The sequence below is a fragment of the Cryobacterium sp. TMT2-4 genome (assembly GCF_004402575.1).
Taxonomy (GTDB): Bacteria; Actinomycetota; Actinomycetes; order Actinomycetales; family Microbacteriaceae; genus Cryobacterium; species Cryobacterium sandaracinum.
Genome location: NZ_SOGE01000046.1, coordinates 23,582 through 49,602 on the forward strand (window position 1 = coordinate 23,582; position 26,021 = coordinate 49,602).

Genomic DNA, 26,021 nt, shown 5'->3' on the forward strand with positions numbered 1-26,021 from the left:
TCTCACAATGACAAAGAAGTACATTCTTGGGATCGACGGCGGCTCGCAAAGTTCGAAGGTTGTCATCTTTGACACCAAAGGACGAGTTGTGTGCGAGGCCAGCCAGGCCTTGGAGCCCCTTCACACACCCGAGCCGGGCGTTGTAGAACATCCACACGACGACCTCTACGACTCCATCGTTGCGGCTGCGTCCCGTGTGATGGAGGCGTTCCAAGGCGATCCAGCAGACATCATCGGGGTCGGCCTGTGCACCATTCGGTGTTGTCGAGCCTTGACCCGCGCGGACGGCACTCTCGTCGAGCCCGTCCAGAGCTGGATGGACCAACGCCTCGCCAAACCGTACGAAAAGACCAACGATGATGTCGTCTACGTTACGACGACGTCGGGCTACCTCATGGGGCGGCTCACCGGCCAGCTCACTGACACCGTCGCCAACTACATCGGTCCATGGCCAATGGACGTTGAGGCATGGGACTGGTTCAGTGACAAGGAAACTTTCGACTCCTACAACGTAAACCTGGACATGTTGTATCAGCTCCAAATGCCCGGCGACATCGGCGGCTACGTGAACGCACAGTTTGCGGCCATCACTGGAATCCCGCAGGGCCTCCCAGTGGTGCACACCGCAAACGACAAAGCCGCCGAAGCTCTCGGAGCCGGGCTCCGGGACGAGACGACGGGCCTGGTCTCCCTCGGCACGTACATCACGGGGATGATCGTCGGCAAAGAATACGTTGCTGAACCGAATACCTACTTCTCCAATTTTGCGTCAGAACCGCACCGGTACATCTATGAGTGCGGCGGTATTCGCCGCGGCATGTGGACCGTTTCGTGGCTCCGTAACCTGCTCGGTAAAGAGGTGATTGAGGCCGCAGCGGCGGCCGGAGTGAGCGGAGATGAATATCTCAACTCACTGGCGTCTACCGTTGCGGCGGGTAGCGACGGTCTAATGTGCGTCCTCGATTGGCTCGCGCCTCCCACGCAGCCTCACAAAAAGGGAATGTTCCTCGGATTCGATGAGCGTCACAGCTACGCCCATATGTACCGCGCCATCCTCGAAGGCATCGCCTTCACCATGAAGCAAAACATGGTGGACATGGAAGAAGAGCGACGCGCCAGCATCGGGACGCTCGTTGTGTCGGGAGGTGGTTCCTACAGCGACCTTTGCATGCAGATCTTTGCCGATGTTTTTGGCATTCCTGCGGTGCGTAATGAAGTGCGCAACGCCGCCGGCCTCGGCGCCGCCATCTGTGTCGCCGTTGCCTGCAGCGTGTACCCGACCTTCGATGACGCCTCAAGCCACATGGTGCATCGCGAGGACTGCTTCGCGCCCAACCCCCAAAACGTTGACCTCTACGCCCAACTACGTGCGGTTCACGCCGAAATTGCTGAGCAGAACGACGCCATCCTCCAACGCACACACCGCATCCTCCTCGATCACAAAGGAACATTTGTAGATGCCTAAGCCCGGTCAATCAAAGAAGATTTTCCAACTCGTCCTCCTAATTTTGGCGGGAGGTTCCATCTACCCGTTGGTCTACCTGCGACAGAACTTCGAAGCGACCATCCTCGAGGTCTTCGAGATGTCCAACGCCGAGTTGGCGACTCTCTACTCGATGCTCGGCATCATCTTCGTGGTTGGCTATCTCCCCAGCGGGTGGTTGGCTGACAAATTCTCAACGAAGTACATGATCACTTTCTCACTGACACTCACAGCGGCTGCGGGATTGTTTTACGCCCAAATCCCGGACAAGTCGACGTTGGTCTATATCTTCCTCGTCTGGGGCTTTGCCTCGGTGTTCACGTTCTGGAGCTCGCTGTTGAAAGCCGTGAATCTGCTCGCCGACAAGAACGAGGAAGGCAGATTCTTTGGAGCCCTTGATGGAGGGCGCGGAGTAGTTGAGGCGGCCCTGGCCACCGTGGCGGTTGCCATCTTCGCTGCGTTTGTTGGCGACGGCCCGTCAAATATCGCCCAGACTGAGGCAGGATTCCAGGCGGTCGTGTACATGTACTGTGCTGTCCTCATCGTGCTCGCTGTAGTCCTCTTCTTCGTGCTCTCAAGTGAAGAGAAAAAGATGGCCGGGACGACTAGTGACGAGTCGGTCGAATCGACCTTTGCTGCCGTCCGTCGAATCCTTAAAATCCGTGAAGTATGGGTTCTGATGTTCGCCCTATTCTGCGGATACACACTATTCTGGGCCTATTACTACTTCTCTGGATATCTGACCACCAACCACGCGGTGACCCCAGTTGCTGCCGGCGTAGTGACCGTCGTAGTGATGTGGATGCGCCCCATCGGTGGCTTCGGAGGCGGGTACCTCGCCGACAAACTCGGCAAGTCTCGAGTGCTGTCGGCGGCCATGTTGATTTCTGCGCTGGGGCTTATTGGTTTGGCAATTATGCCCGGTGGTTCGGCCATTGGCCTGGTGTACGTGCTGGTCGTGTTGGTAGGTCTGTTCGTGTACGTCATCCGCGGTGTCTACTGGTCTTTGCTTGAAGACTGCCGTGTTCCCGTGGCGGCGACCGGAATTGCGATTGGGCTCATCTCATTGGTCGGTTACCTTCCAGACATCTTCCTGCCACAGATCAGCGCGGCAATCTACACCGCCTATGGTGATGACGTGGCTGGCGCCAATAACCTCTACTTCCTGATCACTGCTGGCATCGGCCTGGTAGGTGCGGCTGCTGCAGCGTACTTTGCCATTTTGGTCAAGAGGCGCAAGGTCGCAGAGGCTGCACAAGCCGAGGCTGAGCAGGGCACTGTTCCGACTATCCCGGTTGGAACCTAAACCTCGATTCACCGATCAGTGCGGGGTGCAGGCCGGCCCCGGATATGCTGTCATCGCCCGGACCGTGCGCGGCCCTGACCTGATGCTTGGCCCGGGCCGAGCATCAGGTCAGGTCCTCCCACAGTGCTGACGCGGGGCAATCCCGTGTGGTTGATGGTGGGGGGTCTTGTCTCCAAACCAGGGGGCGGTGATGACCCTTACAGGGCCACGGCTAGAACTGAATTCCATGGCTAGCTATCTGGGCGAGCGGTGAGGGTCGCGGCGGAGTACCAGAGGGTCTGCCACCCGCCTTCATCGAACGCGTTGATCGCCGGGGTACTGGACGGGGAAAGTTGAGCCTGATGCCCCTCGTTTCTTAGAACGAGTACGCCGACGGTTGTCCTACATGGTGGGGGAGCAGGCTCAGGTGCTAGCGGGAGACCTATCTGCAGAATAAGCGCATAGATGCTGTTCTAACTGACATAATAACCATTATCGGTCATATCGCCCGACATACCACCTGTCATAACACCCCGCGGATTGGTAGTCTCGGTTCATGATCAATACGTCAACCGGGGATGGTTCTCGTTCTGGTGCTGATCGCGCGGCACACGAACGCTCCGTGGGTCTGAGCGTTACTGAGATCGCAGCGATGTTGCAAGCGCAGCTGGGCCAGGTGCTTTTGGGCGTGATCGTGGGCAAGAACGCCCGCACGCTTGCTCGCTGGACGCACGCAACGGTGCGGCCGCCGCATGCGAGTGAAAAGCTCCTCAGAGACACATTTCAGGTGTTTGAGATCCTTATCTCGGTTCATTCGCCTGAGGTTGCCAGGGCGTGGTTTATGGGCATGAATCCAGAATTGGGTGATGCTTCGCCGGCCGAAGCGCTCTCGGAGGGACGTTCCCGAGAGGTCATGGCCGCGGCACGGTCCTACGTCGCCGCGGGCTAGGCATTTCATTTTGGCGCGAGTGCGCGCCGGTCTCCGATTACCGGCGGGAGACAATGGGGCCATGGCCCGTGATGATGTTGCTCTTCCCGATGGATACCTCGAGCTCCTCGGCGACCTCAAACGTCGCGTCCGGGAGGCGCAGAGCCGAGCGCATCGCACCGTCAATACCCAGCTCATTGAGCTGTATTGGTCTCTTGGTTGTGCCATCCTCACGGAACAGGGTGAACAGGGCTGGGGAAGCGGAGTCATCAATCGTCTGTCGCGGGATCTGCGACTCGAATTCCCAAACATGACCGGGTTCTCACCGAGCAACCTTCAGTACATGCGCAAGTTCGCGGGCGCCTGGACCGCTGAGACGCCAATTTCTCAGCAGGCTGCTGGGAAATTGGCGTGGGGCCACAACATGGTCCTCCTCGACAAACTCGACGGCAACGAAGCCCGCGATTGGTACGCCGCGGCCGCAGTGAAAAACGGTTGGTCCCGCAACGTTCTGCTCAACCAGATCAAGAACCGCACCCTCGAGAGAACCGGTGCCGCACCCTCGAACTTCAGTGCCGAGCTGGCACCCGCTGATTCCGACCTGGCCCGGCAGATTGCCAAAGACCCCTACGTGTTCGACTTCCTGGAACTGACCGAGGACGCAGCTGAGCGCGACCTCGAACAGGCCCTGATGGATCGCATCGTCGAGACGCTGCGCGAGCTGGGAAAGGGGTTCGCATTCGTTGGCCGGCAGGTCCATTTCGATGTCGGTGGCGATGACTTCTACCTCGACCTGCTGTTCTTTCATGTCGAGCAACTTCGGTACGTCGTCATCGAGCTGAAGACCGGAAAGTTTCAACCCGAGCATGCCGGCAAACTTGCCTTCTACGTCTCCCTCGTCGACGACAGGCTCCGACGAGACGCCCACGCGCCCACGGTTGGCATCCTCATCTGCGGTGACCGAAACGATCACACAGTCCGCTACGCGCTTGGTCGCTCGGGATCTCCCATGGCCGTATCCACCTATACATATGACTCCCTGCCGCCTTCCGAGAAGAACGCACTCCCAGATGCCGACGCACTCACCTCAGCTCTCGGCTGGGATGAAGAACCGCAACAGCTCGACTAACTCCTCGCGAACAGCGAGCCAATGCGCTGTCACGGGCAGGCTTGAGGGTGAACCTCATTACGTGCGGGATGCGGGACACTGCACGACAGGGTGAACCTTTGATTCGTGGTGATGGCTGCTTGCCCAGGTTTGCAGGAGATTCCGACATTCATCGCCGGGGTTGCAACTTCAGGGATGAGTTGCGGTACCAGAACCGTCGGCGGTATGTCCTTGATCCGCTCGAGGTGTGGCGTGTGCATTCTCGTCTGCGTTGACGGGGTCGGTCCTCAACTCGGTCTTCAAGATCTTCATAGACTGCCCGACACTGCGGGCCAGACCCGGGAGCTTGGGGCCGCCAAAGAGAAGCAGCACGACAAAGAGGATGATTACGAAATGCCATCCGGTGAGGTTGTTGAGCATGGGGAAGGCCTCTTTTCAAAGATTTCTTGGGTATCTAAGCGGAGCGTGGGTGCAATTCGCCCGCGCACTCTGCGGGCTCATGACATCTGGGCGTGTTATTCCGGCTGGCCTTCCGCGACGATCAGCTCGACCGATGCAGCCCGCAACGCCGTTCGAATTTCCGGAGGGGGTGGAGAATCCGTGACCAGTACGTCTACCGCGGAGAAGTCGGTCAGTCGAATGAGTGCGGAGCGGTTCATCTTGTCGCGAGTGGCAAGCACTACGACTCTGTCAGCCGCATCCATCAGGGCCAGTTTTGTCGGGCGCTCGACGTCGCGTTCGATGTAGAAGGCATTTGCGTGGACGCCGCTAACTCCAATGAATGCTGTCTGGGCGCGAAGTCCTTCAACAGCAGCGATGGTCATGGGCCCGGTGAAGGCTTGGCTGTCGAGAAGTAGTTCACCGCCCAGACAGACTGTTCGCGCCTTCGTCATCTGCAAGCAACGCTGGATTGCGGGTGCGGAATGGGTGATCACCGTCCCCTGAAACGCGGTGGACAGTTCGCCAACTATCTCGAAAGCAGTTGTTCCGGCATCGATGATGATGGCATCGCGTGCTCCCACCAATTCAAGGCAGGCCACTGCCACAGCGTGTTTGGCTGCGGCATCGATTCGGGATCTAGCCAAGAAATTGGCATTGTGTCCGGCAGGATTCACCAGGCTAACTCCTCCGTGGACAACCCGAGCCACTCCTCGAGCGGCGAGTTTCCGGGTGTCGCGGCGGACCGTCATCTCGGAGATTGAAAAGGACTCGGCCAGCTCAGAAGTCGAGACGAATCCGCGCTTCTGAAGTCGCTCCATGATGGCGATTTGACGACTCGTCAGCGGATCGGGTGACATGCTCACGATTTTTCCCCGTTCTTCGGGCTGCTCCGGATAGCCGAAGCCATTGAGGTTCCCTCATCACAGATTATTGCTATTCGAACACGGACATTCACTTTTGTGACATCTACGCGTGAACCTGGATCCGGGCGGGCTCGATTTCCACGGCGCGGCCGTCCCTGATGGATTGTTCGGCGGCAATACCCATGCGCACCGCCTGGAGCCCATCTGCCACCGTCACTTCGACGGGACCGTCGCCCAGGATTGCCCGGCGGAATCCCAGATGTTCGTAATACGTCGATCCGTGATGAGCTCCCGCCGCAAGAAGCGCGTCGTCCACGGCGACCACATGGCGTCGGGGCGCTTGAGGGGCCCGCGGACTGAACTCGACCTCGGCTTCGCGGAGATCTTCCAGCGGCCAATGGCCCTGTGCAACGGGTACGTAGCATTCGGTCTTGGCCACGTCGCCCACAATCGCAATGTGCTCCTGGAACAAAGAGCCTTCTGCGAACATGCACAATTCCAGCATCGCCCTCGCACCGCCCGCGAAGTCGACGACAACGTAGGCGTTGTCGAGAATGTCTGGGGTTCGGCCGTCGTATCTCTCATCTGCGTGGTTGACATCTCGGGCACCCGACGCGTAGATGCGCACTGGCTCGTCCTGCAGGATCAGTCGCATCAGGTCAAAGAAATGGCAGCACTTCTCAACGAGCGTTCCGCCAGTGCGTTCGGAGAACCGGTTCCAATCACCCACTTTGTCGAGGAAGGGAAAGCGGTGTTCTGTGATGGAGAGCATCCGGAGCTTGCCGAGGTCACCGTTCCGAGCAGTGCGCAGAATCTCTTGTACGGGCGGCATATACCGGTACTCCATCGCTACCCACACGGGTGCTGGGTAGTCCCGTGAAAGCGACTCAAGCTCATCGGCATCGGCCAGAGTTGTGCATACAGGCTTCTCCACCAGCACCGGATAGGCCTTCCCGGAGGCGAAGATGTCTTTGAGAATCGCATGGTGGGTGTCGTTCGGGCTTGCGATGATGACTGCATCAACCAGGTCAGAGTCGAGGAGATCACGGTAGTCGGCGAAGGCGTGGACCTCGCCGCCGAGGATCGCCGCGCTGGTCTCCTCGCGACTGGCCTCAACGGGATCCGCGATAGCTGTGATCTCGCTGCCCGGGATCAGGGCCAGGTTCCTGACATGTTCCCGGGCCATGTGGCCGGCGCCGATGATGCCATATCGAATCGTGGCCAGAACCGAATCGGTTGCTGCTGCTGTGCTCACAATGTCTCCATTCTCTCCTCGTTGAGAAGAATTCCGGGCCAGCCGCAACGATGCGTCCGCCTCAGCCGACTATAGCGACCGAGTGTTGTATTTCCAACATCCAATGTGTATATTCAATCAAACGTGATCCACGGATCACGCTACAGAGAGGTAGCGCACATGTCTGACATCGATCCGTCCCCCCTTCTGCTCTTCGTCGGCTGTGCCACTCTCGACTCGATCGCCGCGGTTGGTGACTATCCCTTGGCAGACAGCCGCACCATCGCCAGCGAGTTCATCACCGCGGGTGGAGGTCCGGCAGCAACCGCTGCGGTTGCCGCAGCCCGGTTGGGAGCGCGAACCACCTTCGCCGGCGTCATCGGCCACGACGAAGAAGGCGATCGCATCATCGCGGGACTCGAAGCGGAAGGCGTTGATACTTCGTTAGTAGTGCGCGCGAGTGGTTGCCTTTCTGGTGCCAGCCTGATCATCGTCAGTGACGGCGGTGAGAACCGTGCAATTGTCACACGCCCGGTTCCTCCCCTGAATTTTCCGTCGCATGGCGTCTTCCGTGAGGCGGTGACGTCTGCCGCGTGGGTACACGTTGACCACCTCGGGTGGTCGGCGGTTCAACCGCTCGCAGGGGATATCCGGCTCAGTGTCGACGCGGGGAATCCGATTCCCAATTTTGCGCTCGACGGGGTTGAGCTCTATGTCCCCACTATCGAGCGACTGCGTGCGGATTTCGGTCCAGGGATGACCGAAATCGAACTCGTCCAGACAGCCATTGACCGCGGTGCTCGATCGGTCGTAGCCACAGCCGGTGGACGCGGCGCCTGGGCTCACGATGGATTCGGCCCCGTTGTGCATGTACCCGCCGTTCCCACCCCGATCGTCTCCACCCTGGGTGCAGGCGACGTTTTTCACGGTGCGCTGCTGGCTGCCGTCGCTGCCGGCCAAGCGCTGGAGGATGCTGTCGGCCTTGCCAATCAGGTAGCAGCAGAGTCGTGCACCGGCCTCGATGGACGATCACGAATTCCCCGTCGCAATCTGACTTCAAACTCTTCGCTACTCGCGCAGTCCACACCGAATAGAGGAACCGCTAATCATGTCTCCCGTTGATCTGTCCGTACTCCAGCGCCCTTCTGGTGCATTCGCCATGCTCGCCGTTGATCAGCGAGAAGCAATGCGCAACATGTTCGCCGAGCATGTGACCACGCCGGTGTCGGACGACACCGTGCGCACATTCAAATTAGATGCGACCCGCATTCTGAGCCCGTATGCCTCCGGAGTACTGATCGACAAACAGTTCGCCCTCGACCAGGCCATCGAGGCGGGCGTTGTCGCTGACGGATGCGGGCTGATCGCCTCCGCCGACCATTTCGAACCAGCCCACGGCGAGCTTGTCGGCGAGGTCACCATTGACCGCACAGTTGACCCGGCCAAGTACGCGGCGCTAGGCGTGCGCGCGCTCAAATTGCTGGTGCTCTACCGGCCCGATGAAGCTCCCGAGAAACGCATCGACATGGTGCGCGAATTCGTCGAGAGTTGCCGAGCTAACGATCTGATCAGCATTATCGAACCGGTGTCGCGCAAACCGCTTGGCGACGCAGCGTTCGATTGGAACGCCGGCGTCCTGGCGGCCGCTGCTGAGTTGGGCCAGCTGGGCGCTGACCTCTATAAGGCCGAGGTGCCATTCCACGGGCAGGCCGCAGAGGCCGACGTTCGCCGCGCCTGCGCCCAACTCAACGCGTCCATCGAGGGTCCCTGGGTCGTTCTCTCGTCAGGGGTGCCAGAAGATATCTTCCCCGACGCCGTGAAATGGGCATGCCTCGAGGGAGCCTCGGGCTTCCTCTCCGGCCGGGCGGTCTGGGCATCGTGCATCGGAACATCGAATGTGATCGAGGCCATGGAAACCAGTGCCGTCGAACGCCTGCAGCGGCTCTGCGACGTTGTGGACGGGGTCGTTTCATGACCACGATCACCCCCCGCCCCCGCGTGCTTGTGATCGCGACGGCCCGTCCAACCTTCGTCATCGAGGTCGCGGAAACCCGAGCCCGTGCCGCACGCGCCCTGCTGGAGTCGCTCGGAGCAGAGGTGCACGGCCCCCTTGGGCTGGTGATGAGTGCAGATGACCTGGAAGCAGCACGTGCCCACCTGGACCGGGACTTTGATCTCATCATCAATGTGTGTGCGAGTTTCTCCGACGCTTCTCCGGCTCTGGCGCTTTACGCCGGGCTAGAGCAGCCGGTGCTGTTGTGGTCCTTCCGTGAGCCGGGGCATGTAGGCGACCGGTTGTGGCTGAACTCGTTGTGCGGATCAAACCTGTATGCGCATGCACTGGTCCGCGCCGGTGGATCAGTTCGCCTTCTCTACGGCGATCCCGATGAAGTCGCTATCGCCGACGCCCTTAGCCGTGCACTGTCCGGAGATCTGCCCTCGGCTGCGACGCTGCCGTCAATGGTCCGCGAACGATCGGAGCCTGAGAGTGTGCGTAAAGCGCTTGACTCGCTGCGCGGGAAAACGCTGGGTCTCGTTTCGGAGGCACCCCCCGGGTTCACGCCCAGCGAATACGACGGCGACCTTCTGCAGTCCCTCTTCGGGCTGACAGTGCACAAACTCAGCATCGACGAGATGTTCTCACGCATTGATGATGTCAGCAGTGAAGCGTGCGGTTCCGAGGAACGCGCAGTTCGGGCCGCCAGACCGAGTCTCGCCACTCTTGACCCGGAGGAAGTTTCCAGGCACGCAGCCGTGACCGTTGCTCTGCGCGATTGGACGGCAACCCAGGCGCTCTCCGCACTCGCCATCCGTTGCTGGCCGGAGTTCCCCTCCCAGCGCGGCGTCTGTCCGTGCTCATCGATGTCCCGCATTGCAGACGAGGCCACACCGACCGCGTGCGAACGGGACGTATACGGGGCCGTCACGATGCTTCTAATGGAGGCGCTGGGTTCGGGCACCACCTACCTCGTCGATACCGTCGATTTGGATGCGCAGAACAACAGTGTGCGACTGTGGCATTGCGGATCAGCAGCCACCTCGCTTGCCGCTGATCCCGAAGAAGCGACTCAGTTCGTCCACTGCAACCGCAAGATTGGTGTGGCCGGGAACTTCCCGCTCCGGACGGGCCCCGTGATCATGGCCCGGTTGACCGAAAACATCACTGACGCGGGCGTCGACGGACTGAGGCTTCTCATCGCGGCTGGTGAGTCCATTCCCGCACCTAATCGGTTCCAGGGGAACACGGCCGAAGTGCGCCTGGACGTCGATGCGAGTGCGTTCGTGAACTCGCTTGTTGTAGGCGGATTCCCTCATCACACCGTTCTCGCATGGCAGGATATCCGCCCCCAACTTCGGGCGGCCGCCGATCTCATGGGGATCCCCGTCACCGAGTGGTGACGAGGACTCTAACCAGCACACCAACACAGCACACCAGCGCCATACCCAGCAAGTAACTGACTCAACGGAGAGGAAGCATTGTGGCTACAAACATTTCACGACGCCAGGCCATGGGGATATTCGGAATGGTTGGACTTGGAGCCGCGCTGACCGCGTGCGCCGGGCCCGGAGGCGGGGCAGCCCGCCCCGCCTCTGGGCTGGGCGGGCCCTCGGCCGGTGCAGTTCAAGGCGAGGTTTCGTTCGCGCACTGGCGGGCAGAGGACAAAGACGCATTCGACGCGCTAATCAAGAAGTTCGTCGCTCAGAACCCACAGGCAGGCGTGGCACAGTCCATTTCCACGTCGAACGACTACAACACGCAGGCCCTTCAGAAACTCCGCGGGGGAAGCACCGGCGACGCGTTTGCAACGTTCCGAGGTGCCCAGTTCACCAACTTCGGCACAGCTGGCATCTACAGCGACCTGACGGATACGGATGCTGTCAAGAACTATGATCCTGGGCTGTTGTCGGCCGGTCAGGCCAAGGGCCGTCAACTTGGGCTGCCGTATCAGGTCGTGTTCCCGATGCCGCTGGCCAATCTGGACCTCTTCGACAAAGCCGGCGCCGATCCAGCGCCGAAAGACTGGGCTGGATTCTTGGGTGCGTGCGACGACCTGAAAAGGTCTGGAGTGTCACCGATGGCCTGGCCTGCCGGGGACGTCGGTAATGCGGGCCAGCTTTTCAACAGCATGATTGCGAACAATGCTCCCGCGGACGACATGTGTTCCCAGATCGAGAAAGGGACTCTTGCCTGTACCGATGACTGGTTCATCACGATGCTCAAGCAGTACAGAGAACTGGTTCCCTACTTCCAGCCCAACTCAACAGGAACAGCCGTTGAACCCGCACAGGCCCTCTTTGCACAGCAGCAGGCAGCAATGCTCGTGACGGGGTCGTACCATTTGGCCGCAGTGCGGGGTCTCGGCGTGGAATTCCCGATGGGCCTGATCTTCCCAAACACGACGACCAAGGGCACTTCGAAGTACGAGGGCGTGTACAACGCGACCTTCATCCTCGGCGTGAATTCTGCGAGCGAGAAGCAGCCAGCGGCGCTTGCTTGGATCGACTTCCTGTCTCAGCCGGAGAATGCGGCCAGCTATGCGAATGCCACCGCGCAGCATGTGACAGTGAAGGACGTTGAGTACTCAAACACTGACCTCAAGAACACCAGCCCGTGGCTGAGCAAGAAGACCGCCTTGGCGGCCCGCTTCCAGTTCGAGAACCTGGACGTGCGCAACGCCGTTGAGGCGAGTTGCATCGCTGTCGTGGCGGGTACCGACCCTGAAAAGGCCGCAGCCGACGCGCAGACCGTCGTGGATCAGAATAAATGAGTTCCCAGACCGAGCTCCTAGGGCCTCCCCAAACGCCTCCAGAGCCACGTCGGGCGACGCCAAAGGACCGTGCTCAGCGAAAGCGACGGCCCAATCGCATCGCGCCCGCTCTTTACCTCTTTCCTTTGCCGGCGGTCGCGCTCCTGGCGGTCTTCTTCGCGACTCCCCTGCTCCAGGCATTCCAGTACGCAATCACAGACTGGGACGGTTTCTCGCCGACCTTTAACTATGTCGGCCTCGACAATTTCACGCGAGCGCTCACAGGCGACACGCTCTTCACGAATGCCCTGACCAACAATGTGAAGTTCATGCTCGTCGTCGTGGTCTTCCAGACTGCGTTTTCCCTCATACTCGCGCTTCTGCTCACAAAGAACTCACGCCCGAATATCGTGTTGCGGGCACTGTTCTTCTTCCCGACAATTCTCTCCTCAGTGTCGGTGGCGTTCATCTGGAAGTTCATCTATGACCCCAACTTCGGGCTAGCGAATTCGATTCTTGCGGCCATCGGCCTGGAGGGCTGGCAGAGCGCATATTTGGGAGACAGCAACCTCGCCCTGTATTGGGTGGCAATCACCCAAGTCTGGTTCCACGCTGGCCAGATGATGGTCGTGTTCATCGCTGGCCTGCAGGGAATTCCACGGGAACTATACGAGGCTGCGGAAGTCGACGGAGCGAACCCCTGGCAGCGGTTTGGGGCCATCACCTGGCCGATGATCGCGCCGGCGATGACCATCGTTGTCGCGTACACCACGGTGCAGTCCTTCAAAGCATTCGACTTGATTCTCGCCATCGCCGGCAACCCGCCCAAAGCCTCTCTCGATATCCTCTCCACCCGGATCTACAGCACATTTGCCAACACTGAATATGGCTATGCGGCAGCCCAATCGGTGCTGTTCATGGCAATGATCGTCCTGGTGACAGTGCTTCAACGCCGGGTTCTCAAGCTGACGCAGAAGTCGGAGTAAGTAATGGTTACCTCACTCGCCCGCCGCGGCATATTGCTGATCTATGCGGTCATCATCATCGTTCCGCTGACCCTCGTCCTTTTCGGCAGCTTCAAAACCACCGGCGAGCTGTTCAGTAGCCCCTTCGGGTTGCCTGGATCCTTTGCGCCGGACAACTACGCCGAGGTGCTGGGCGCTCAGAACCTCGATGTCCCCTTCGTGAACAGCGCGCTTGTGACCGGCTTCTCGGTTGTCCTTACCCTGCTGCTCGGAAGCCTGGCGGCATACGGTGTAGCGCGAATCCCTGGCTGGCAGGGGTGGCTCATTTTCGGTTTCCTCGTCCTGGGGATGGCAGTGCCCGCCCAAACGAGCATGATCCCTCTCTACGTTCTCTTCGAGCGACTAGGCCTGCTCGACTCGCTGCTCGGCCTGGTGATCGCCAACGTCGTGGCCACAATGCCCATCGCAGTCTTCATTCTCGGCGGTTTCATGCGCACACTACCTCGCGAACTGTACGAGGCCTCATCGCTCGACGGGTCGGGCCCGTGGCGAACCTATCAATCGATCGTTATGCCTCTGTCCACACCGTCTCTCGCAGCTACCGGAATCTTCCTGTTTGTCATCCATTGGAACGAACTCTTGTGGCCGTTGCTTTTCATTCAGTCTCCCGAAAAGAGGACCCTGCCGCTGGCGTTGCTGAGTTTCCAGGGTGAGTTCCAAACGAACTACCCCCTCCTCTTCTCCGGAGTTGTCCTGGCGTCTCTTCCAGTCGTGATCGCATACGTGTTCCTGCAGCGCTACTTCGTAGCGGGCATCACAGCGGGAGCGAGCAAGGGATGACCGTGCCAGCAGCTCCAACAGGCCTCCCCTGGCAAGAGCAGCTCTCCTCGCTGGGCGCAATGGCGCACATGCTCGGCGTGGACACAGTCGTGCTCAGCAACCCTCTCAACCTCTCCTGGTTCACAGGTGCGCGCTGGCACGTTCCCCAGACGCTGTCCCCCGCGTGTTTCGACGTGATCGTCACAGACCTCGCAGGTCGAGGCACCCCTTCGGTGCGCATCGTCACGAATACGATCGAAGCCCCCCGGCTTCGAGACACCGAGTTCGTCGGCAGCGACGTCGTGTTTGATACCGTCCCGTGGGACGAGGATCGTGCCCGGCTGCTTCCCAGCGGTTCGAACGTGGCAAGAGATGCCTCGGGCACCAGCCATCTGGATGCCAGCGAGGAAATCGCTGCGTTACGTCGCATCCTCACCACGGAACAATCCGCACAGATTCGAGAGCTCAGCCGCGATACGGCGCGAATCACCGGCGCCGTTGCCGCGGCGGCTCGCCCTGGCGAAACTGAGCAGCGCATCGCAGGCCGACTCGTGGCCGCTTTGTTGGAAGAGGGAATTGAGTGCGTCGCCCTTTTCGTCGGCAGCGACGAGCGGATCAGTGAGCATCGGCATCCGCTAGCAACGGCGAAAACCATCGAGGACCGAATCATGGTGGCCTGTTGTGGTCGCCGATCTGGCGTCGTCGCCAGCGTCACCCGAATGGTCGCTTTTTCGCCTCTTGGCACCGGCGCTGAGACGTATCGCAGGCTTCTTGAGGTTGAACGGGGATTCCTGGACGCGAGTGTGCCGGGGGCCCAACTCGCAGAGGTCTTCGCGAAAGGCGTGGCCGGTTACGCCTCCCACGGTTTCGACTCGGATGAATGGCGGCGACACCATCAGGGCGGCCTCACTGGATTCAACCCGCGTGAACTCATCGCCAATATGCACAGCGAGCTCACCCTGCAGAGCGGAATGGCATTGGGTTGGAATCCCTCGGCGGCCGGCTTCAAGGTCGAGGACACAACGCTCGTCACCCCCAGTGGCGCCGAGACCCTCGGCGATGAAACGGCCTGGCCAACCATTCGTGTGGGCGGCCGCATTCGACCCGCCGTCCTCGAACTCCATTGAACGACGACCGAAGGACACCATGATTGAAGCGCAGCAACTCATAAACGGAGTGTGGGATTCCACGTCGGACACAAAAGACGTGATGGATCCCGCAGACGGATCTACCGTTGGTCGGGTCGCTTGGGGCTCCGCCCTCGATGCAACGCGCGCCGCAGATTCAGCGTCTGCCGCTTTCGACAACTGGTCTCTGACCACGGGACGGATGCGGGCTGACCTATTACACGCAGCTGCGGATCTCCTCGCGGAGCGCCGCGAAGAGATCGCCCTAACGCTCGCCCGCGAGGCAGGAAAGCGCCTCCCGGAGGCACAGGGCGAGGTGGATTTCTCCGTAGAGTATTTCCGTTGGTTTGCAGAAGAGGCCCGGCGCCCGTCAGGGTCAGTGATTCCCCCCGAGGCAACAGGACGACGCCACTTCAGCTCCCACCATCCCCTTGGTGTCGCCGTGAGTCTCACACCCTGGAATTTTCCCGTGTCGATCCAGGCCCGCAAGATAGCAGCCATGCTTGCCGCTGGGTGCACGGTCGTCGGCCGCGTGGCAGAGAAAGCGCCCCTTGCTGTCACGGCGCTTTACCAGGTTCTGACCGACGTGGGATTTCCTGCTGGAGTCGTCAACCTCGTTCATGGGCCGTCACGCGAACTGACCGCGGCACTCCTGGAACACCCCGCCGTACGCGCGGTCAGCTTCACGGGATCCACGCAAGTGGGGAGCCAGATCATGGCCCTGGCCTCTCGCCGGATTGTGCGTCCGCTTCTGGAACTCGGAGGGAACGCTCCTTTCATTGTTTGCGCTGACGCCGACCTCGACGACGCAATCGAGGGTGCACTGCTGGGACGACTGCGCAACACTGGGCAATCCTGTGTTGCTGCCAACCGGTTCCTCGTCCATGAATCGGTGATTGATGAGTTTGGAACTCGACTCGCGGCACGGTTCGATGCCATGAGCATCGGCCATGGGGTGCCGGTTGACGGCGGTCCAGTGCCCGATCTAGGCCCGATGATCGATGACGAACGGGTCACAGCCGTGCGCTCCATGATTGACGATGCTGTTGATCGGGGCGGCCGATTACTGACCACCCGAACAGAGGTACCGGCTCACGGCGCCTTCCTGGCGCCGGCACTCGTACGGGATGCCCCTGCAAACTCCGCCCTCGCCCAGGATGAAGTGTTCGGCCCCGCAGCTGCAATCACCTCCTTCAGCGATGATGCAGAGGCCCTCCGTCAAGCCAATGCGACCGAAATGGGGCTGGCCGCCTACGTCTGGACCTCCAACGCGGCGCGAGCCTGGAAGTTCTCGGACCGGTTGGAAGCCGGCATCGTGGGCATCAACGATCCGCTGCCTTCCGTGGCGTTCGCCCCCATGGGCGGCACCAAGCAATCGGGCCTCGGACGAGAGGGATCGAGCGCAGGTATGGAGGAATTCCAGGAGACACGGTACGTGGCCTGGAGAGTCTAGGTGTGGTCGATCGTTCTCGTACTTCTGGCAGTGCTAATTGGATCGAGCATGCAGCGCGTCACCGGTATGGGCTTTGCCCTGGTGGCTGCCCCGTTCCTAGTACTTCTCCTGGGCCCCATTGACGGGGTCATCCTTGTCAATCTGTGCAGCGCTCTCACCGCCGCCATCATTCTGACGCGCGTGGTACGCGACGTGGACTGGCGGCGTGCCGGTGTGTTGGCGCTGTTCGCGCTTGTAGGCATCGTGCCAGGAGCGATGATCCTGCAGTACGTCCCCGCGGCCTGGCTGGAGATCTCCATCGGCCTATTGATCGCCGCCGGCCTGACCGTCTCGGTGAACCTTGGCCGTGTGCACATTCGTGACAGGAATAGCTTTCGCGCCATCGCCGGGATCTCCAGCGGGTTCATGAACGCGACAGCTGGCGTCGGTGGCCCCGCCGTCAGTATCTACGCTCTGGCCACGAATTGGCCCCACCGGTCGTTCGCGGCCACCATGCAGCCATACTTCCTGTTCATCGGCCTCACTTCGCTCGGCGCAAAATTCGCCTCGGGCTCAGCTGAAGTACCCGCGCTGCAAAGCTGGGTCTGGCTTCTGGTCGCGGCTGCATGCATCGCCGGGCTGATTCTCGGAGAGGTGCTGGCCCGAATCGTCAAACCGCACATCGCCCGGAGGCTACTCATAGTCGTCGCCTACATCGGATCTGCGGCCACGATCGCGCGAGGCATCACTCAGCTGGTGGGGTGAGGCTTCAGGGTAGCGATGCTTGTCCCTCGAGAATGACCCGCAAGACACATGGGTTCGTGCTTTCCGCTACAGCTCCACGTCGTCCGGCGGCATCGACGCGGGTACGATCCGGGCGGTGGTGTCCTTGCGCCGGTGGAGGTGTCCTTGGTCGGGGTCGCAGTCGCGGAAGGGTCCGTTGCCTTTGTCGAAGATGATGGCGGCGTGGCGGTCCCAGTGGTTGATCCACCAGGAGGACACGGCGCCGGCGTCGCCGTCCATGACGCTGGCGTCGGCTTGCATGCTGGCTTGCCAGAGGGCTTTGAAACGGGCGACGACTTCGGGGTGTAGCCACCATTGGGTGCACCACGGTGTTGGTTTGGTTCCGACGACCTCGACGGTGGCCAGGTGATCGGTCAGCCAGTCGAGGAACATTTGGCGGACGTCGACCGTGTCCTCTTCAGGGCCGGTCGAGTCGTCGTCGTACTCAGCCATGGGCTGCTACCTCCACTGCAGTGGTGGCGTCGGGAACCGCGACCGGTGCCGGCCTGGGGTTCGGCGACGTGGTTGGGGTGCGGTTGATGGTGGTGGTGAGGGTTTTGTCGCGGAACCAGGGGACGGTGTTGACCATGACGGGTCGGCATTTGGAGCTGAAGACGATGGCGCGCCATTCGGGGAGGGATCCGAGGTCGGCGATGTCGAGGGTGTTGACCTTGCGGGTGTTGGTGGAGGTGGATTGGTGGCCGTCTTTGCCGGTGGAGCTGCCGTAGGTGATTTCATCGTGTTCGCCGATGAGGGCAGCCAGCGAGCGGAGGAAGTCGTCGTCGCCGGAACCACCGCCGAACACGCGGGTTGCGGCGGCGTCCCAGAGGGTCTGCCACCCGTCTTTCCCGAACGCATCGATGGCTTGGGCGCGGGATTGGAAGTAGGAGTTGAGGATGATGCCCATCGACCCGTAGAAGGAATACACGGAGGGCAGTTCGGGCCAGCGGACGATGTTCGCGCACTCGTCGAGCTCCATCACCAGCGGGACCGGGAGCCGGCCACCATTTCGCTGAGCAGCGGTCTCCGCGGTTTTACAGATGGCGCGGATGAGGGCGGTCAGGATAGCGCCGCCGGATCCTTCACCGTCTTTGGAGAGGAGCACGAGGGTGTCGGTGCTGGTGATGAACGCGGCCGGGTCGAACCGGCGGACCCCGGCCCGGTCGGTCCAGGCGAGGAGGTCGTCGTCGGCGAGGGCCGACGCCATCCGCTGCGCGGTGGCGTAGACGCTGCCCTTGGTTTTGTCGGGCCAGCTCAGGATGCCCTCGATCGTGGAGGAGGGCCCGGTTTTTCCGTGGCGGGCGAGGATCTGCTGCACGTCGTACCCCTCGGCGCGGGCGATCCACGCGAACACCTGGGAGAGGGGTTCGTGCTCGAGCGCGGCGGCGTAGAAGAAGTACGCGAGCATGTCCCGCCCCGCCGTATCGAACTGAGAATCACCGCCCCGGTCGGATGCCTTCCGAGTGGAAGCCTCGAAGATCGCGGCCAGCTCCCGGGCGTCCGCGGCGCTTTGGATGTAGTCGAGCGGGTTGAACACGAAATCAGGTGCCACGTCGAGGCGGTAGATGCGGTTGGGGTCGAAGATGAACTCCTGCCCGTGGCCGGCCCGGCCGGCGAGGGTTTCGCGGACACCGTCGACTTTGTTCGACGTCATGATGGCGGCGCCAGGGGCTTCGAGCATGTGCCGAATCACGAGCGCGGAGGTTTTGCCGCGGCCGGTGCCGAACACGTACACGCCCAGGTCCCGCCACCCCTGATACACCCACCGGTTTCCCCGGCCGACGAGGCGGCCGACCCTCTCCCCCGCTGGCAGGTTCACGGCGGCCGGGTGCAGCTGAGCTGCTTCCTTCGCCCGCAGCTTCTCCCGCAGCACGGCGGACTGCCGGGTCGTGGCCATGTGGCGGAGTGCCACGTTGTTGCGCTTGTTCGATGCCCATTGGGCTTGCTTGGCCAGGATGAACGCTAACAAGGCCACGGCGAGGACCAGGGCAACCACGCTCGTCCAGGTTGCTGCGGGCGGCCATGGTGCGTCCCGGAAGAGGAAATCCCCCGCCAGGGCGGCGGGGTTCCACGGGTAGGACGTGCCGGTGGGGGTGATCATCGCGCCGACGTGCACGGCCACAAGCAGCCCGAGGGCGGCGAGGAGGGCGAGGAGGCCGGTCATGATGCGGGCTTTCCAGTCGATCATCGGGTTCTCCTTGCCGCCACGAACACGGTCTGTTGGTCTGTCTGGGTGGCGCGGTGCGCTTGGGTGTGGGGCATTAGTTGCTGAGTTTCATGGGGTCGGTGCTGTTGGGGTCGACGGCGATGTGGACGTGGTTGCAGTCGTCGCGGAATTGCTTCATCGACAGGTCCAGGCTCATGCCGGCGTCGGTGCGGCACTGGTTCTGGCCGGCCCCGGACCCGGCGGGCATGACCGGGCTGAGCGCCTTCAGGAGCTTCAGGGCGTTGGCGTCGGCACCGGTGGTGGGCATCCGGTCGAAGGAGTAGAAGTCGACGGCGTGGCCGCCACCATTCGTGGAGTGCGGGGAGGAGAGGCCGGAGCCGAGGATCTGGCCGGTGCAGGCCCGGTTGATGTCGGAGATCCCGACAGCGTCGAACATGTTCGTGGCCATGGTGATGACTTGCAGGATGCGGGTGTCGATGCCGCAGTTTGGGCGGGTGTCGCCGTCGGCGATCCACCGGATCTCGCGCAGGTGATCCGGCGACAAACCCGTGATGGTGCCCGCGTCGATCTTGACCACCAGGGCCGCCGCCAACGCCCGCGCGTCACTGCCAACGCCGGCCGCGCACGCTGCGTCCCCGGTAGTGAGCGCAGCCACGACCTCTTTCGCCTGGTCGTAGTAGGTCGTGTAGTGGTTCGGGTCGGCGTTGATCTGCACGGCGTGCGCCGCCTGGGTGGGCGCCAGCGTGTCCCAGTTCGGGACGGTGACGAGGCGTTGGAAGAAGAACCCCGCGGCTTGAGGGGGGTTCATACGCTCGGCGAGCGTGCCCCAGGTGTCGCGTTGTTGGAACAGACCGCGAGAGTCGGGGCCGACGGTGTCGCCGTAGGTGAGGTTGCGGAGCGCAGATTCGCCCATCGCGGTCATCACGGCAATGGTTTGCCCGTGCACGTTCACGCCGGCGGTGGCGCCGGCATTCATGATCAGGGCGGCGTTGACGAGCTGGTCGCCTTGGTATCCGGCGACCGGTGCGCGTTCGGCGGCGCCCTGCGGGTTCGCAGCCACAGCGGCGCAGGCGCCGGTGCCGGAGCCGCCGCCGGTGACGAGGAGCAGCCCGGTGAAGAGGACCACGAGCAGGAGCACGAGCCCGGTGCCGAGTATGCCTTTCTGCATGAGGGGGCTCTAGGTGGTGGCGTTGCCGGCGGCCATGGCGGAGTCGGTGTTGGTGACTTCCACTTCCCAGTCCGAGCGGATGTGGCGGATGTGGGTTTCCGGGTTGGACCCGTACTTGAACACGCAATGCCCCGGGTTCAAGCCCATCAGGGTGGCGGCGGTGTCGGGGGCGAAGTTGAAGGTTTCTTGGGCCCAGCGGGCGTCTTCGGGGCGGTCTTGGCGGAACGCGTATACGGTTTGGGCTTCTTGGACGACGGTGTAGCCGGGGCTGTCTGGGGGGATGTCGGTGCCTTTGTGCATGACGAAGACGTTGGAGATGCCGAGGGAGCGGGAGAGTTTCTGGTTGGATTTCACCAGTTGGGCGGAGGGGCCGCCGATCATGTGCCAGCCCTCTTCGTAGATCACGTTCGTCACGAACCCGCGCTCTTCACGCAGCCGCCCCATCAGCCACATGTTCCCGATGGCCATCACGGTCGGGATCGCAGGGCCGGAGTCGGGGAGCTGGGAAATGTCGAAGGTGGTGAGCTTGTGGGAGAGGTCGACACGGCGGCTGGTTTCGCCGTCGAAGACGCCGGCGTAGGTTTCGAGGAGGTTCTGCAGGCCGAACCGGATCGACAGGCCCGCCTGGTGGAACCGCTCCGACGCCTCCCCCGACAACCCCTGATCCGTTGGCACCAACCCGAGGAACGGCATCAGGTCCGTGGTGGTCGCGGCCCGGCGGGTGTCCTGGAACTTCTCAAACAACAGCTGCAGGGCGTACCGGGTGGCTTTCTCTTCCCACTCCGTCGCTGGGGTGTCGCCCCGGGCGATGCGGGCGACAGCGTTGATCAGCAGCATCTGGCCTTGCAGGCCGGTGCCGCGGGCGATGAGGGGGTCCATCAGGTTGAAGCGGGTGCCGGACCCGTCGGGGTCGAAGCGGAGGGGCTCGGTGCCCATGCGGCGGGTGACGCAGGCGTATTCGCCTTCGCCGCCCTCGTCCTTCTTGTCGAACACCACCGCCCGGTGGTTTTTCAGCAGCAGGGGCCGCATCACCATGACCGTTTTGGTGAACGAGGACTTCCCGGACCCGACGGTGCCGATGATGAGGACGTTGGGTGAGGTCAGCTTCCTGGGGGTCGCGTTGTACGCGGTGGGGGCGTCGTGACTGATCATCGTCGACGAGAGCGTGTCGGTGCCGTTGACGACCCCGTCAATCCCGGTCGGCGCCCCAATGATGCCCGTGTTCAGGATCTCGGCCTGCCTGGTCGTTGACGGCGCCCCGGCCAGGCGGGGCGCATACCAGCCGCGCGCCGCCGCCCCGGGTGACGCCCGCAACACGGACCCGGGCCGCTCGAACGGCGGCACATCCACCGGCCGCCGCGACGACACCACCACGTCAGAAACGGCAGCGTCAGAAACCGCAGCGGCAGATCCGGCGGCATCCTCTTCGCCCGTGAGGACGGGCGATGTCGTGACCGGGGTGAAGAAGATTTTCAGGCCGGGAACTGTGCCGTACCAGGGCTTCTTCGTTGCGGTGCGTTTGCCGTGCGCGGTGCTGGTAGCCGCGGGGGTGGCGGGGTTGGTGCGGGTCATGAGATGGCTTCCTTGTCGGTGCGGCCGGCGAGGCGGTTGATGGCCCGGGTTGCCAGGGTTGCGCCTGCGGGGCGCAGGCCCCGGCCGAGGGGCCAGGTGGTGCCGGAGGCGGCGGATTGGAAGGAGTCTTGCCAGTCGAGGTGTTCGATGCCGAGGCCGGTCGCGCAGGCTTCCTCGAGTTGCCGGGAGGCGTGGCCGAGGTCCGCGCGGGTGGGGGCGGAGATGGTGACGAAGCCGATCCAGTCGACGCCGTGGTGGTGGGATCCGGCGGCGAGGTCCGCGGAGCGGCGCTGCGCGGCGGACATGCGGGTGGTGCTGTCGTCGGAGATGAGGCGGCCCTTCTGCTGGTCGGCGAGGACCCCGGCGAGGTCGCGGACGACGTCGGCGCGCGCTTTCGCTTTCGCCTGCCCCGCCGGAACCAGGTGTAGGTGGAAGGACACCGACCGGACGAAGGTCAGTTCGCGTCCGATGAGGAGGTCGAGGCACCAGAGGGGGCTGCGGCCGGCGACGGCGAGGTTCTCGCCGTGGATGGCCGCGGTGCGGTGCCACCACGTCACCGGCGGCGACACCGGCCCGGCCTCGGTCATGACGAGGGAGGTGGGGTCGACGCCGTCAACGATGTGCGCGGAGAACTCGTCCCGAGACGCGATCCCGGACAGGAGCGGGTCAACGTTCCGGGTGAGGTCGATGGGCAGATGCGGGTTCTGCTGATGCAACATCAACGCCGTCGTCTGCTTCGCAGTCAGGGCCTGCACGTCACCCATCCGGGCCTCGTTCAAACCCAGTTCGGTGGCCTGAATCTGCCCGGCCATCAACGCCCGCCACGCGTCCCGGCCCGGCCCGTACTTTGCGGCCGCGTCGGTGAATTGCTGGGTGAGGGGCCAGGACACGACCACGTAGTGGCGCTGCACCATCGCATTCGCACTGGATTTCCGGATCACTTCGTCGTAGGAGAGCTTCTGCGCCTCAAACGACGCCCGCTGCTCCGCCGTCCAGTTCTCCTGAACGGGTTCCAGGCGGGTCTTCACCCACAGCTGTTGCCGGGCCGAGTCCGGCGGTAGAACCCGGGTCAGGGTTTGCACGTTCCGGATCAACGAGGAGGGTGCGGCGCGGCGGGCCAGGAACTTGCCCCACGCGTTCGCCGCCCGGGTGAGGGCGGCGGCGGTTTCCATCCCGCGCAGCTGCCCAGACACGGAGAAAGCGACCGACAGGTACGCTTGCTCACCGATCGGGGCGTGCCAGGCAATACCGGGCATGTTCGAGGCGTACTGGAGCCAGCCCATGCCGTCTGCGCCGTCCGGGTTCGCCCGCATCTTCACCGCAGCCCGCTCCGCAACCTGCTTCTCACCTTTGGTACCGCGCAGGATCGCTTCTTGGAGCTGGTCCCACGCACCGACCTCGTAGGGCACGAACTCGTCCGTGCCGAGCCGCTTCCGGGCGCGGGCACGGGCGCGCTTCCGACGCCGCTCGAGGACCGTGCCCCGGTGGGTGCGCGCGGTGGTCAGCATCGTGATGCCCACCCCGGCGACGGCGACGATCAGGGCGGGGAGGCCGAGCCCTGAGACCATGCCGGCCATGCCTCCAGCGATGAACACGGTGAGGAGGATCATCCGGGTTTTGGAGGCGGTGCCGCCGAAGAAGCCGCGGTGGCCGGACTCGCCGCCGAGGTAACGGATGTGGGACTCCGGGGTGTCACTCACTAGACGGAGTCCTTTCCATAATGTTCCTCGTGGTCCTCGACCGGGGCCACGGCCGCGTCGGTCACCGAATCGGTGACCTTCTTCGTCGCCTCAAACCCGGCCATCGCCCCGGCGGCAATCATCGTGGGAACCCCGATCGCAGCACCCGCACCGGTCGCGGACTCCGCTGCGCCAGCGGCAGCCATGCCACTCTCCGCAGCGACCGCGCCGCCGCCCGCTGCAGCGGCGCCAACACCTGCCGGGGCTCCGCCGGCGGAACCTACGGACGCGGCCTCAGAGATTGACGACGTCGCGGGCTCCCCGTCGCCTGCAGCCGAACTGCCACCGGCACTGCTGCCCTCGCCGCTGCTCGAGCTGCCCGCGGACGGCGAGCTGCCGCCGAAGTAGGAGCTGCCGCCACCGCCGGAGCTTTCGGGGCTGTTGTCGCTGTATTTGGTGTCGGCTTGCTGCATGGACTGGGATCCGATGTCCGGGCCCACAGGTGCTGTCCCGCCGCCACCGGTGGGGATGACGGGGGCGAACTTCGTCAGGGCGACGGGGGCGAGGCCGGCCATGAACAACGCCAGGATCGACACGACCAAGGTCACCGTTTTGGCGAGGCTGGGGGTGTCGGAGAACGCATCGACCTGGGCGCTCATCATGCTGTACGCGATCGCGAGTAGGAAGAACAGCAGCGGGTGGGACGCCAGGACCCCGAACCAGAGGTACGCGATCTTCGACCCGAACTTCCGCTTCTGCGGATCCACGATCCACACGAAGCCGAGAGGGAAGAGGACGCCGGAGAAATACAGGGTGATGAGTTGAACGATCAGCATCAGGAGCACGACGAGCAGGCCCAGGATCATGAAGAACATCAGGATGACGCCGAGGACCGCGCCGCCGGCAAGGCCGGACCCGTCTTCCTCGGAGAGCATCGTGGAGAACTTCGCCACGATGGTTTCGGAGTTGCTGGTGACGCCCCACGCGATCAAGGAGTCAGACAGGGCGCCGAAAAACTTCACCAGGAACGCGCCGAGCGCGGGACCGAACATGGCCCCGAGGATGAACGCGGGCCCGTAGAGGGTGAGGGACTCCCCCAGCTCACGTCCGGACTGCTGGCCGCGCGCGGTGCGCACGATCTGCGGGATCAACAGGGCCACGAACACGAAGATCGCCAGGGCAAACGACACCTGGTACGCCTGAATGAACCAATCCGCCGTCAGGTCCGGAAGCGTCGCATGCGTCAACGCCGGCAACACCGTATCGGAGAGACCCTTGGCCGCTCCCTGCAACAGCTTGAAGGAATTCCCCGCTGGGTCAGACCAGAAGTCCGCCACTCCCGCAGCCGTATTCACGACAGCGCCGACTCCCCCGACGGCGTCCTTGACGCCCTGTCCGAGGTTCTGAGCGTTGCAGAGGAGAGGGCCGAGGGTGCAATCGGCACCCGCCGCCTGAATGATGACCGGGTGCATCAGCAGCCGCCGGTGTAGCGGTTTCCGCCGTTCGAGAGCTTGGTCTCGTCGACCACGGTGCCGGTTTCAACGTGCCATCCGCCGTCTTCCCACACCATTACGAGGCCCATACCCGCGACCTTGGTGGGGCTGAGTTCCCCGTTCACGACGTAGCCGACGGCCAGCTCGACAGTGACTCGATCGGCCGTGGAGTCCTCAGTAACACGCCACAAGCCGTTGGTCGTGGACACGTGGAAGGAGGTTCCTGGTTCAACAACACCCTGGGTTGGGTCGTCTCCTGCTCCCGCGTACTGGGCGGTGACGTCCTTCCACGCTGCGTTTGCCGTCGAGGCCATGACCTTCGAGCCGATTTCATCGCTTTCCGTGGCCACCGGGTACGGGTATTGCCAGAACCACCGCTCAAATGCCGTGGCGACTTCCACTGCCCCGTAGGTCGTGTGTTTGGCGTCGGCTTGTGCTGCCAGGACCATGTTGACGTTGCGGTCTTGCCCGCCGAGGCACCCGGTGGGTGCGACGTCGTCCCCGATACCTCCGGGGCCAGCGGTGCCCGCAGGGGTCGGTGTGGGGGTGGCCGTCGCGGTGCTGGGTGCGGCGTTCGGTGTTGGGGCGGGGCGGGTGGCGGTGTAGGCGATGCCTCCGCCGATGGCGACGACGAGGACGGTGGCCCCGATGACGATGGGCCAGCGGCTACGGCCGGATGCTGTGACCATTCGCATGGTGGGACTCCTTGGTTTGCGTGTTGGTGGT

Annotated in this window: 23 protein-coding genes; 13 read left to right on the plus strand and 10 right to left on the minus strand. The window is 62.8% G+C overall.

What is annotated here, in order from left to right; all coding sequences use genetic code 11:
* Nucleotides 1-7 precede the first annotated feature (7 nt).
* From E3O54_RS15835 to E3O54_RS15850, 4 genes are all read left to right on the plus strand, one after another.
* Nucleotides 8-1,465 carry an FGGY-family carbohydrate kinase gene (locus E3O54_RS15835; RefSeq protein ID WP_134372533.1) on the plus strand — a complete coding sequence of 486 codons (1,458 nt, stop codon included), beginning with the start codon at nucleotides 8-10 and terminating at the stop codon, nucleotides 1,463-1,465.
* Nucleotides 1,458-2,789, plus strand: a complete 1,332-nt coding sequence (locus E3O54_RS15840) for a nitrate/nitrite transporter (protein ID WP_134372530.1) — start codon at nucleotides 1,458-1,460, stop codon at nucleotides 2,787-2,789. Before E3O54_RS15835 ends, E3O54_RS15840 begins: the two co-directional genes overlap by 8 nt.
* Before the next feature lie 535 nt (nucleotides 2,790-3,324).
* Entirely contained in the window at nucleotides 3,325-3,717 is a 393-nt protein-coding gene (locus E3O54_RS15845) for a hypothetical protein (RefSeq protein ID WP_134402018.1), read from the plus strand.
* Between the two features lie 61 nt (nucleotides 3,718-3,778).
* On the plus strand, nucleotides 3,779-4,825 hold the full coding sequence (locus E3O54_RS15850) for a YhcG family protein (RefSeq protein WP_134402019.1): 1,047 nt from the start codon (nucleotides 3,779-3,781) through the stop codon (nucleotides 4,823-4,825).
* 168 nt (nucleotides 4,826-4,993) lie between these two features.
* Here E3O54_RS15850 and E3O54_RS15855 read toward each other — a convergent pair whose 3' ends face one another.
* The 3 genes from E3O54_RS15855 to E3O54_RS15865 form a co-directional block, all read right to left on the minus strand.
* Entirely contained in the window at nucleotides 4,994-5,224 is a 231-nt protein-coding gene (locus E3O54_RS15855; RefSeq protein WP_134402020.1) for a twin-arginine translocase TatA/TatE family subunit, read from the minus strand.
* Between the two features lie 95 nt (nucleotides 5,225-5,319).
* Nucleotides 5,320-6,102 carry a DeoR/GlpR family DNA-binding transcription regulator gene (locus E3O54_RS15860; RefSeq protein WP_134402021.1) on the minus strand — a complete coding sequence of 261 codons (783 nt, stop codon included), beginning with the start codon at nucleotides 6,100-6,102 and terminating at the stop codon, nucleotides 5,320-5,322.
* 109 nt (nucleotides 6,103-6,211) lie between these two features.
* The gene (locus tag E3O54_RS15865; RefSeq protein WP_241976939.1) at nucleotides 6,212-7,363 is read right to left on the minus strand and encodes a Gfo/Idh/MocA family protein; all 1,152 of its coding nucleotides are present in this window, start codon (nucleotides 7,361-7,363) and stop codon (nucleotides 6,212-6,214) included.
* 159 nt (nucleotides 7,364-7,522) lie between these two features.
* On the opposite strand from E3O54_RS15865, the gene E3O54_RS15870 reads away from it, so the two are divergent.
* The 9 genes from E3O54_RS15870 to E3O54_RS15910 all read left to right on the plus strand — a co-directional run bounded on the left by E3O54_RS15870 (nucleotide 7,523) and on the right by E3O54_RS15910 (nucleotide 17,198).
* On the plus strand, nucleotides 7,523-8,464 hold the full coding sequence (locus tag E3O54_RS15870) for a PfkB family carbohydrate kinase (protein WP_134402022.1): 942 nt from the start codon (nucleotides 7,523-7,525) through the stop codon (nucleotides 8,462-8,464).
* On the plus strand, nucleotides 8,451-9,317 hold the full coding sequence (locus tag E3O54_RS15875) for an aldolase (protein WP_134402023.1): 867 nt from the start codon (nucleotides 8,451-8,453) through the stop codon (nucleotides 9,315-9,317). Before E3O54_RS15870 ends, E3O54_RS15875 begins: the two co-directional genes overlap by 14 nt.
* Entirely contained in the window at nucleotides 9,314-10,741 is a 1,428-nt protein-coding gene (locus tag E3O54_RS15880) for a hypothetical protein (RefSeq protein ID WP_134402024.1), read from the plus strand. The genes E3O54_RS15875 and E3O54_RS15880 overlap by 4 nt, the downstream gene beginning before the upstream one ends.
* Before the next feature lie 80 nt (nucleotides 10,742-10,821).
* Entirely contained in the window at nucleotides 10,822-12,111 is a 1,290-nt protein-coding gene (locus E3O54_RS15885) for an ABC transporter substrate-binding protein (RefSeq protein ID WP_241976940.1), read from the plus strand.
* Complete coding sequence (locus E3O54_RS15890; RefSeq protein ID WP_134402025.1) at nucleotides 12,108-13,076, plus strand: carbohydrate ABC transporter permease; 969 nt, start codon at nucleotides 12,108-12,110, stop codon at nucleotides 13,074-13,076. The genes E3O54_RS15885 and E3O54_RS15890 overlap by 4 nt, the downstream gene beginning before the upstream one ends.
* Before the next feature lie 3 nt (nucleotides 13,077-13,079).
* Entirely contained in the window at nucleotides 13,080-13,895 is an 816-nt protein-coding gene (locus E3O54_RS15895) for a carbohydrate ABC transporter permease (protein WP_134402026.1), read from the plus strand.
* A gap of 59 nt (nucleotides 13,896-13,954) precedes the next feature.
* Nucleotides 13,955-15,001, plus strand: coding sequence for a Xaa-Pro peptidase family protein (locus tag E3O54_RS15900; protein WP_166805274.1), 1,047 nt, complete (start codon nucleotides 13,955-13,957; stop codon nucleotides 14,999-15,001).
* 19 nt (nucleotides 15,002-15,020) lie between these two features.
* Nucleotides 15,021-16,454, plus strand: coding sequence for an NAD-dependent succinate-semialdehyde dehydrogenase (locus E3O54_RS15905; protein WP_134402028.1), 1,434 nt, complete (start codon nucleotides 15,021-15,023; stop codon nucleotides 16,452-16,454).
* A gap of 30 nt (nucleotides 16,455-16,484) precedes the next feature.
* On the plus strand, nucleotides 16,485-17,198 hold the full coding sequence (locus tag E3O54_RS15910; protein WP_255570374.1) for a sulfite exporter TauE/SafE family protein: 714 nt from the start codon (nucleotides 16,485-16,487) through the stop codon (nucleotides 17,196-17,198).
* 66 nt (nucleotides 17,199-17,264) lie between these two features.
* Here the strand turns inward: E3O54_RS15910 and E3O54_RS15915 are convergent, their stop codons facing one another.
* The 7 genes from E3O54_RS15915 to E3O54_RS15945 form a co-directional block, all read right to left on the minus strand.
* Complete coding sequence (locus tag E3O54_RS15915; protein ID WP_134402030.1) at nucleotides 17,265-17,669, minus strand: DUF4913 domain-containing protein; 405 nt, start codon at nucleotides 17,667-17,669, stop codon at nucleotides 17,265-17,267.
* Nucleotides 17,662-19,404 (minus strand): type IV secretory system conjugative DNA transfer family protein, encoded by a 1,743-nt coding sequence (locus E3O54_RS15920; RefSeq protein WP_134402031.1) that lies wholly within the window; start codon nucleotides 19,402-19,404, stop codon nucleotides 17,662-17,664. The genes E3O54_RS15915 and E3O54_RS15920 overlap by 8 nt, the downstream gene beginning before the upstream one ends.
* A 73-nt stretch (nucleotides 19,405-19,477) precedes the next feature.
* A complete protein-coding gene (locus E3O54_RS15925) occupies nucleotides 19,478-20,551 on the minus strand; it encodes a hypothetical protein (protein WP_134402032.1) in 1,074 nt (357 codons plus the stop codon).
* Between the two features lie 9 nt (nucleotides 20,552-20,560).
* Complete coding sequence (locus E3O54_RS15930; RefSeq protein WP_134402033.1) at nucleotides 20,561-22,123, minus strand: ATP/GTP-binding protein; 1,563 nt, start codon at nucleotides 22,121-22,123, stop codon at nucleotides 20,561-20,563.
* The gene (locus tag E3O54_RS15935) at nucleotides 22,120-23,823 is read right to left on the minus strand and encodes a hypothetical protein (protein WP_134402034.1); all 1,704 of its coding nucleotides are present in this window, start codon (nucleotides 23,821-23,823) and stop codon (nucleotides 22,120-22,122) included. Before E3O54_RS15935 ends, E3O54_RS15930 begins: the two co-directional genes overlap by 4 nt.
* Nucleotides 23,823-25,274 carry a hypothetical protein gene (locus tag E3O54_RS15940; RefSeq protein ID WP_134402035.1) on the minus strand — a complete coding sequence of 484 codons (1,452 nt, stop codon included), beginning with the start codon at nucleotides 25,272-25,274 and terminating at the stop codon, nucleotides 23,823-23,825. Before E3O54_RS15940 ends, E3O54_RS15935 begins: the two co-directional genes overlap by 1 nt.
* The gene (locus tag E3O54_RS15945) at nucleotides 25,274-25,990 is read right to left on the minus strand and encodes a hypothetical protein (protein WP_134402036.1); all 717 of its coding nucleotides are present in this window, start codon (nucleotides 25,988-25,990) and stop codon (nucleotides 25,274-25,276) included. Before E3O54_RS15945 ends, E3O54_RS15940 begins: the two co-directional genes overlap by 1 nt.
* Between the last annotated feature and the right edge of the window lie 31 nt (nucleotides 25,991-26,021).

Excerpts from the sequence above, each read along its gene's own strand:
- E3O54_RS15845 (WP_134402018.1), top strand. The coding sequence starts at position 3,325 with ATGATCAATACGTCAACCGGGGATGGTTCTCGTTCTGGTGCTGATCGC.
- E3O54_RS15930 (WP_134402033.1), bottom strand. The coding sequence starts at position 22,123 with ATGACCCGCACCAACCCCGCCACCCCCGCGGCTACCAGCACCGCGCAC.
- E3O54_RS15870 (WP_134402022.1), top strand. The coding sequence starts at position 7,523 with ATGTCTGACATCGATCCGTCCCCCCTTCTGCTCTTCGTCGGCTGTGCC.
- E3O54_RS15850 (WP_134402019.1), top strand. The coding sequence starts at position 3,779 with ATGGCCCGTGATGATGTTGCTCTTCCCGATGGATACCTCGAGCTCCTC.
- E3O54_RS15940 (WP_134402035.1), bottom strand. The coding sequence starts at position 25,274 with ATGCACCCGGTCATCATTCAGGCGGCGGGTGCCGATTGCACCCTCGGC.
- E3O54_RS15860 (WP_134402021.1), bottom strand. The coding sequence starts at position 6,102 with ATGTCACCCGATCCGCTGACGAGTCGTCAAATCGCCATCATGGAGCGA.
- E3O54_RS15855 (WP_134402020.1), bottom strand. The coding sequence starts at position 5,224 with ATGCTCAACAACCTCACCGGATGGCATTTCGTAATCATCCTCTTTGTC.
- E3O54_RS15925 (WP_134402032.1), bottom strand. The coding sequence starts at position 20,551 with ATGCAGAAAGGCATACTCGGCACCGGGCTCGTGCTCCTGCTCGTGGTC.
- E3O54_RS15875 (WP_134402023.1), top strand. The coding sequence starts at position 8,451 with ATGTCTCCCGTTGATCTGTCCGTACTCCAGCGCCCTTCTGGTGCATTC.
- E3O54_RS15915 (WP_134402030.1), bottom strand. The coding sequence starts at position 17,669 with ATGGCTGAGTACGACGACGACTCGACCGGCCCTGAAGAGGACACGGTC.
- E3O54_RS15945 (WP_134402036.1), bottom strand. The coding sequence starts at position 25,990 with ATGCGAATGGTCACAGCATCCGGCCGTAGCCGCTGGCCCATCGTCATC.
- E3O54_RS15890 (WP_134402025.1), top strand. The coding sequence starts at position 12,108 with ATGAGTTCCCAGACCGAGCTCCTAGGGCCTCCCCAAACGCCTCCAGAG.
- E3O54_RS15905 (WP_134402028.1), top strand. The coding sequence starts at position 15,021 with ATGATTGAAGCGCAGCAACTCATAAACGGAGTGTGGGATTCCACGTCG.
- E3O54_RS15835 (WP_134372533.1), top strand. The coding sequence starts at position 8 with ATGACAAAGAAGTACATTCTTGGGATCGACGGCGGCTCGCAAAGTTCG.
- E3O54_RS15895 (WP_134402026.1), top strand. The coding sequence starts at position 13,080 with ATGGTTACCTCACTCGCCCGCCGCGGCATATTGCTGATCTATGCGGTC.
- E3O54_RS15920 (WP_134402031.1), bottom strand. The coding sequence starts at position 19,404 with ATGATCGACTGGAAAGCCCGCATCATGACCGGCCTCCTCGCCCTCCTC.
- E3O54_RS15900 (WP_166805274.1), top strand. The coding sequence starts at position 13,955 with ATGGCGCACATGCTCGGCGTGGACACAGTCGTGCTCAGCAACCCTCTC.
- E3O54_RS15840 (WP_134372530.1), top strand. The coding sequence starts at position 1,458 with ATGCCTAAGCCCGGTCAATCAAAGAAGATTTTCCAACTCGTCCTCCTA.
- E3O54_RS15880 (WP_134402024.1), top strand. The coding sequence starts at position 9,314 with ATGACCACGATCACCCCCCGCCCCCGCGTGCTTGTGATCGCGACGGCC.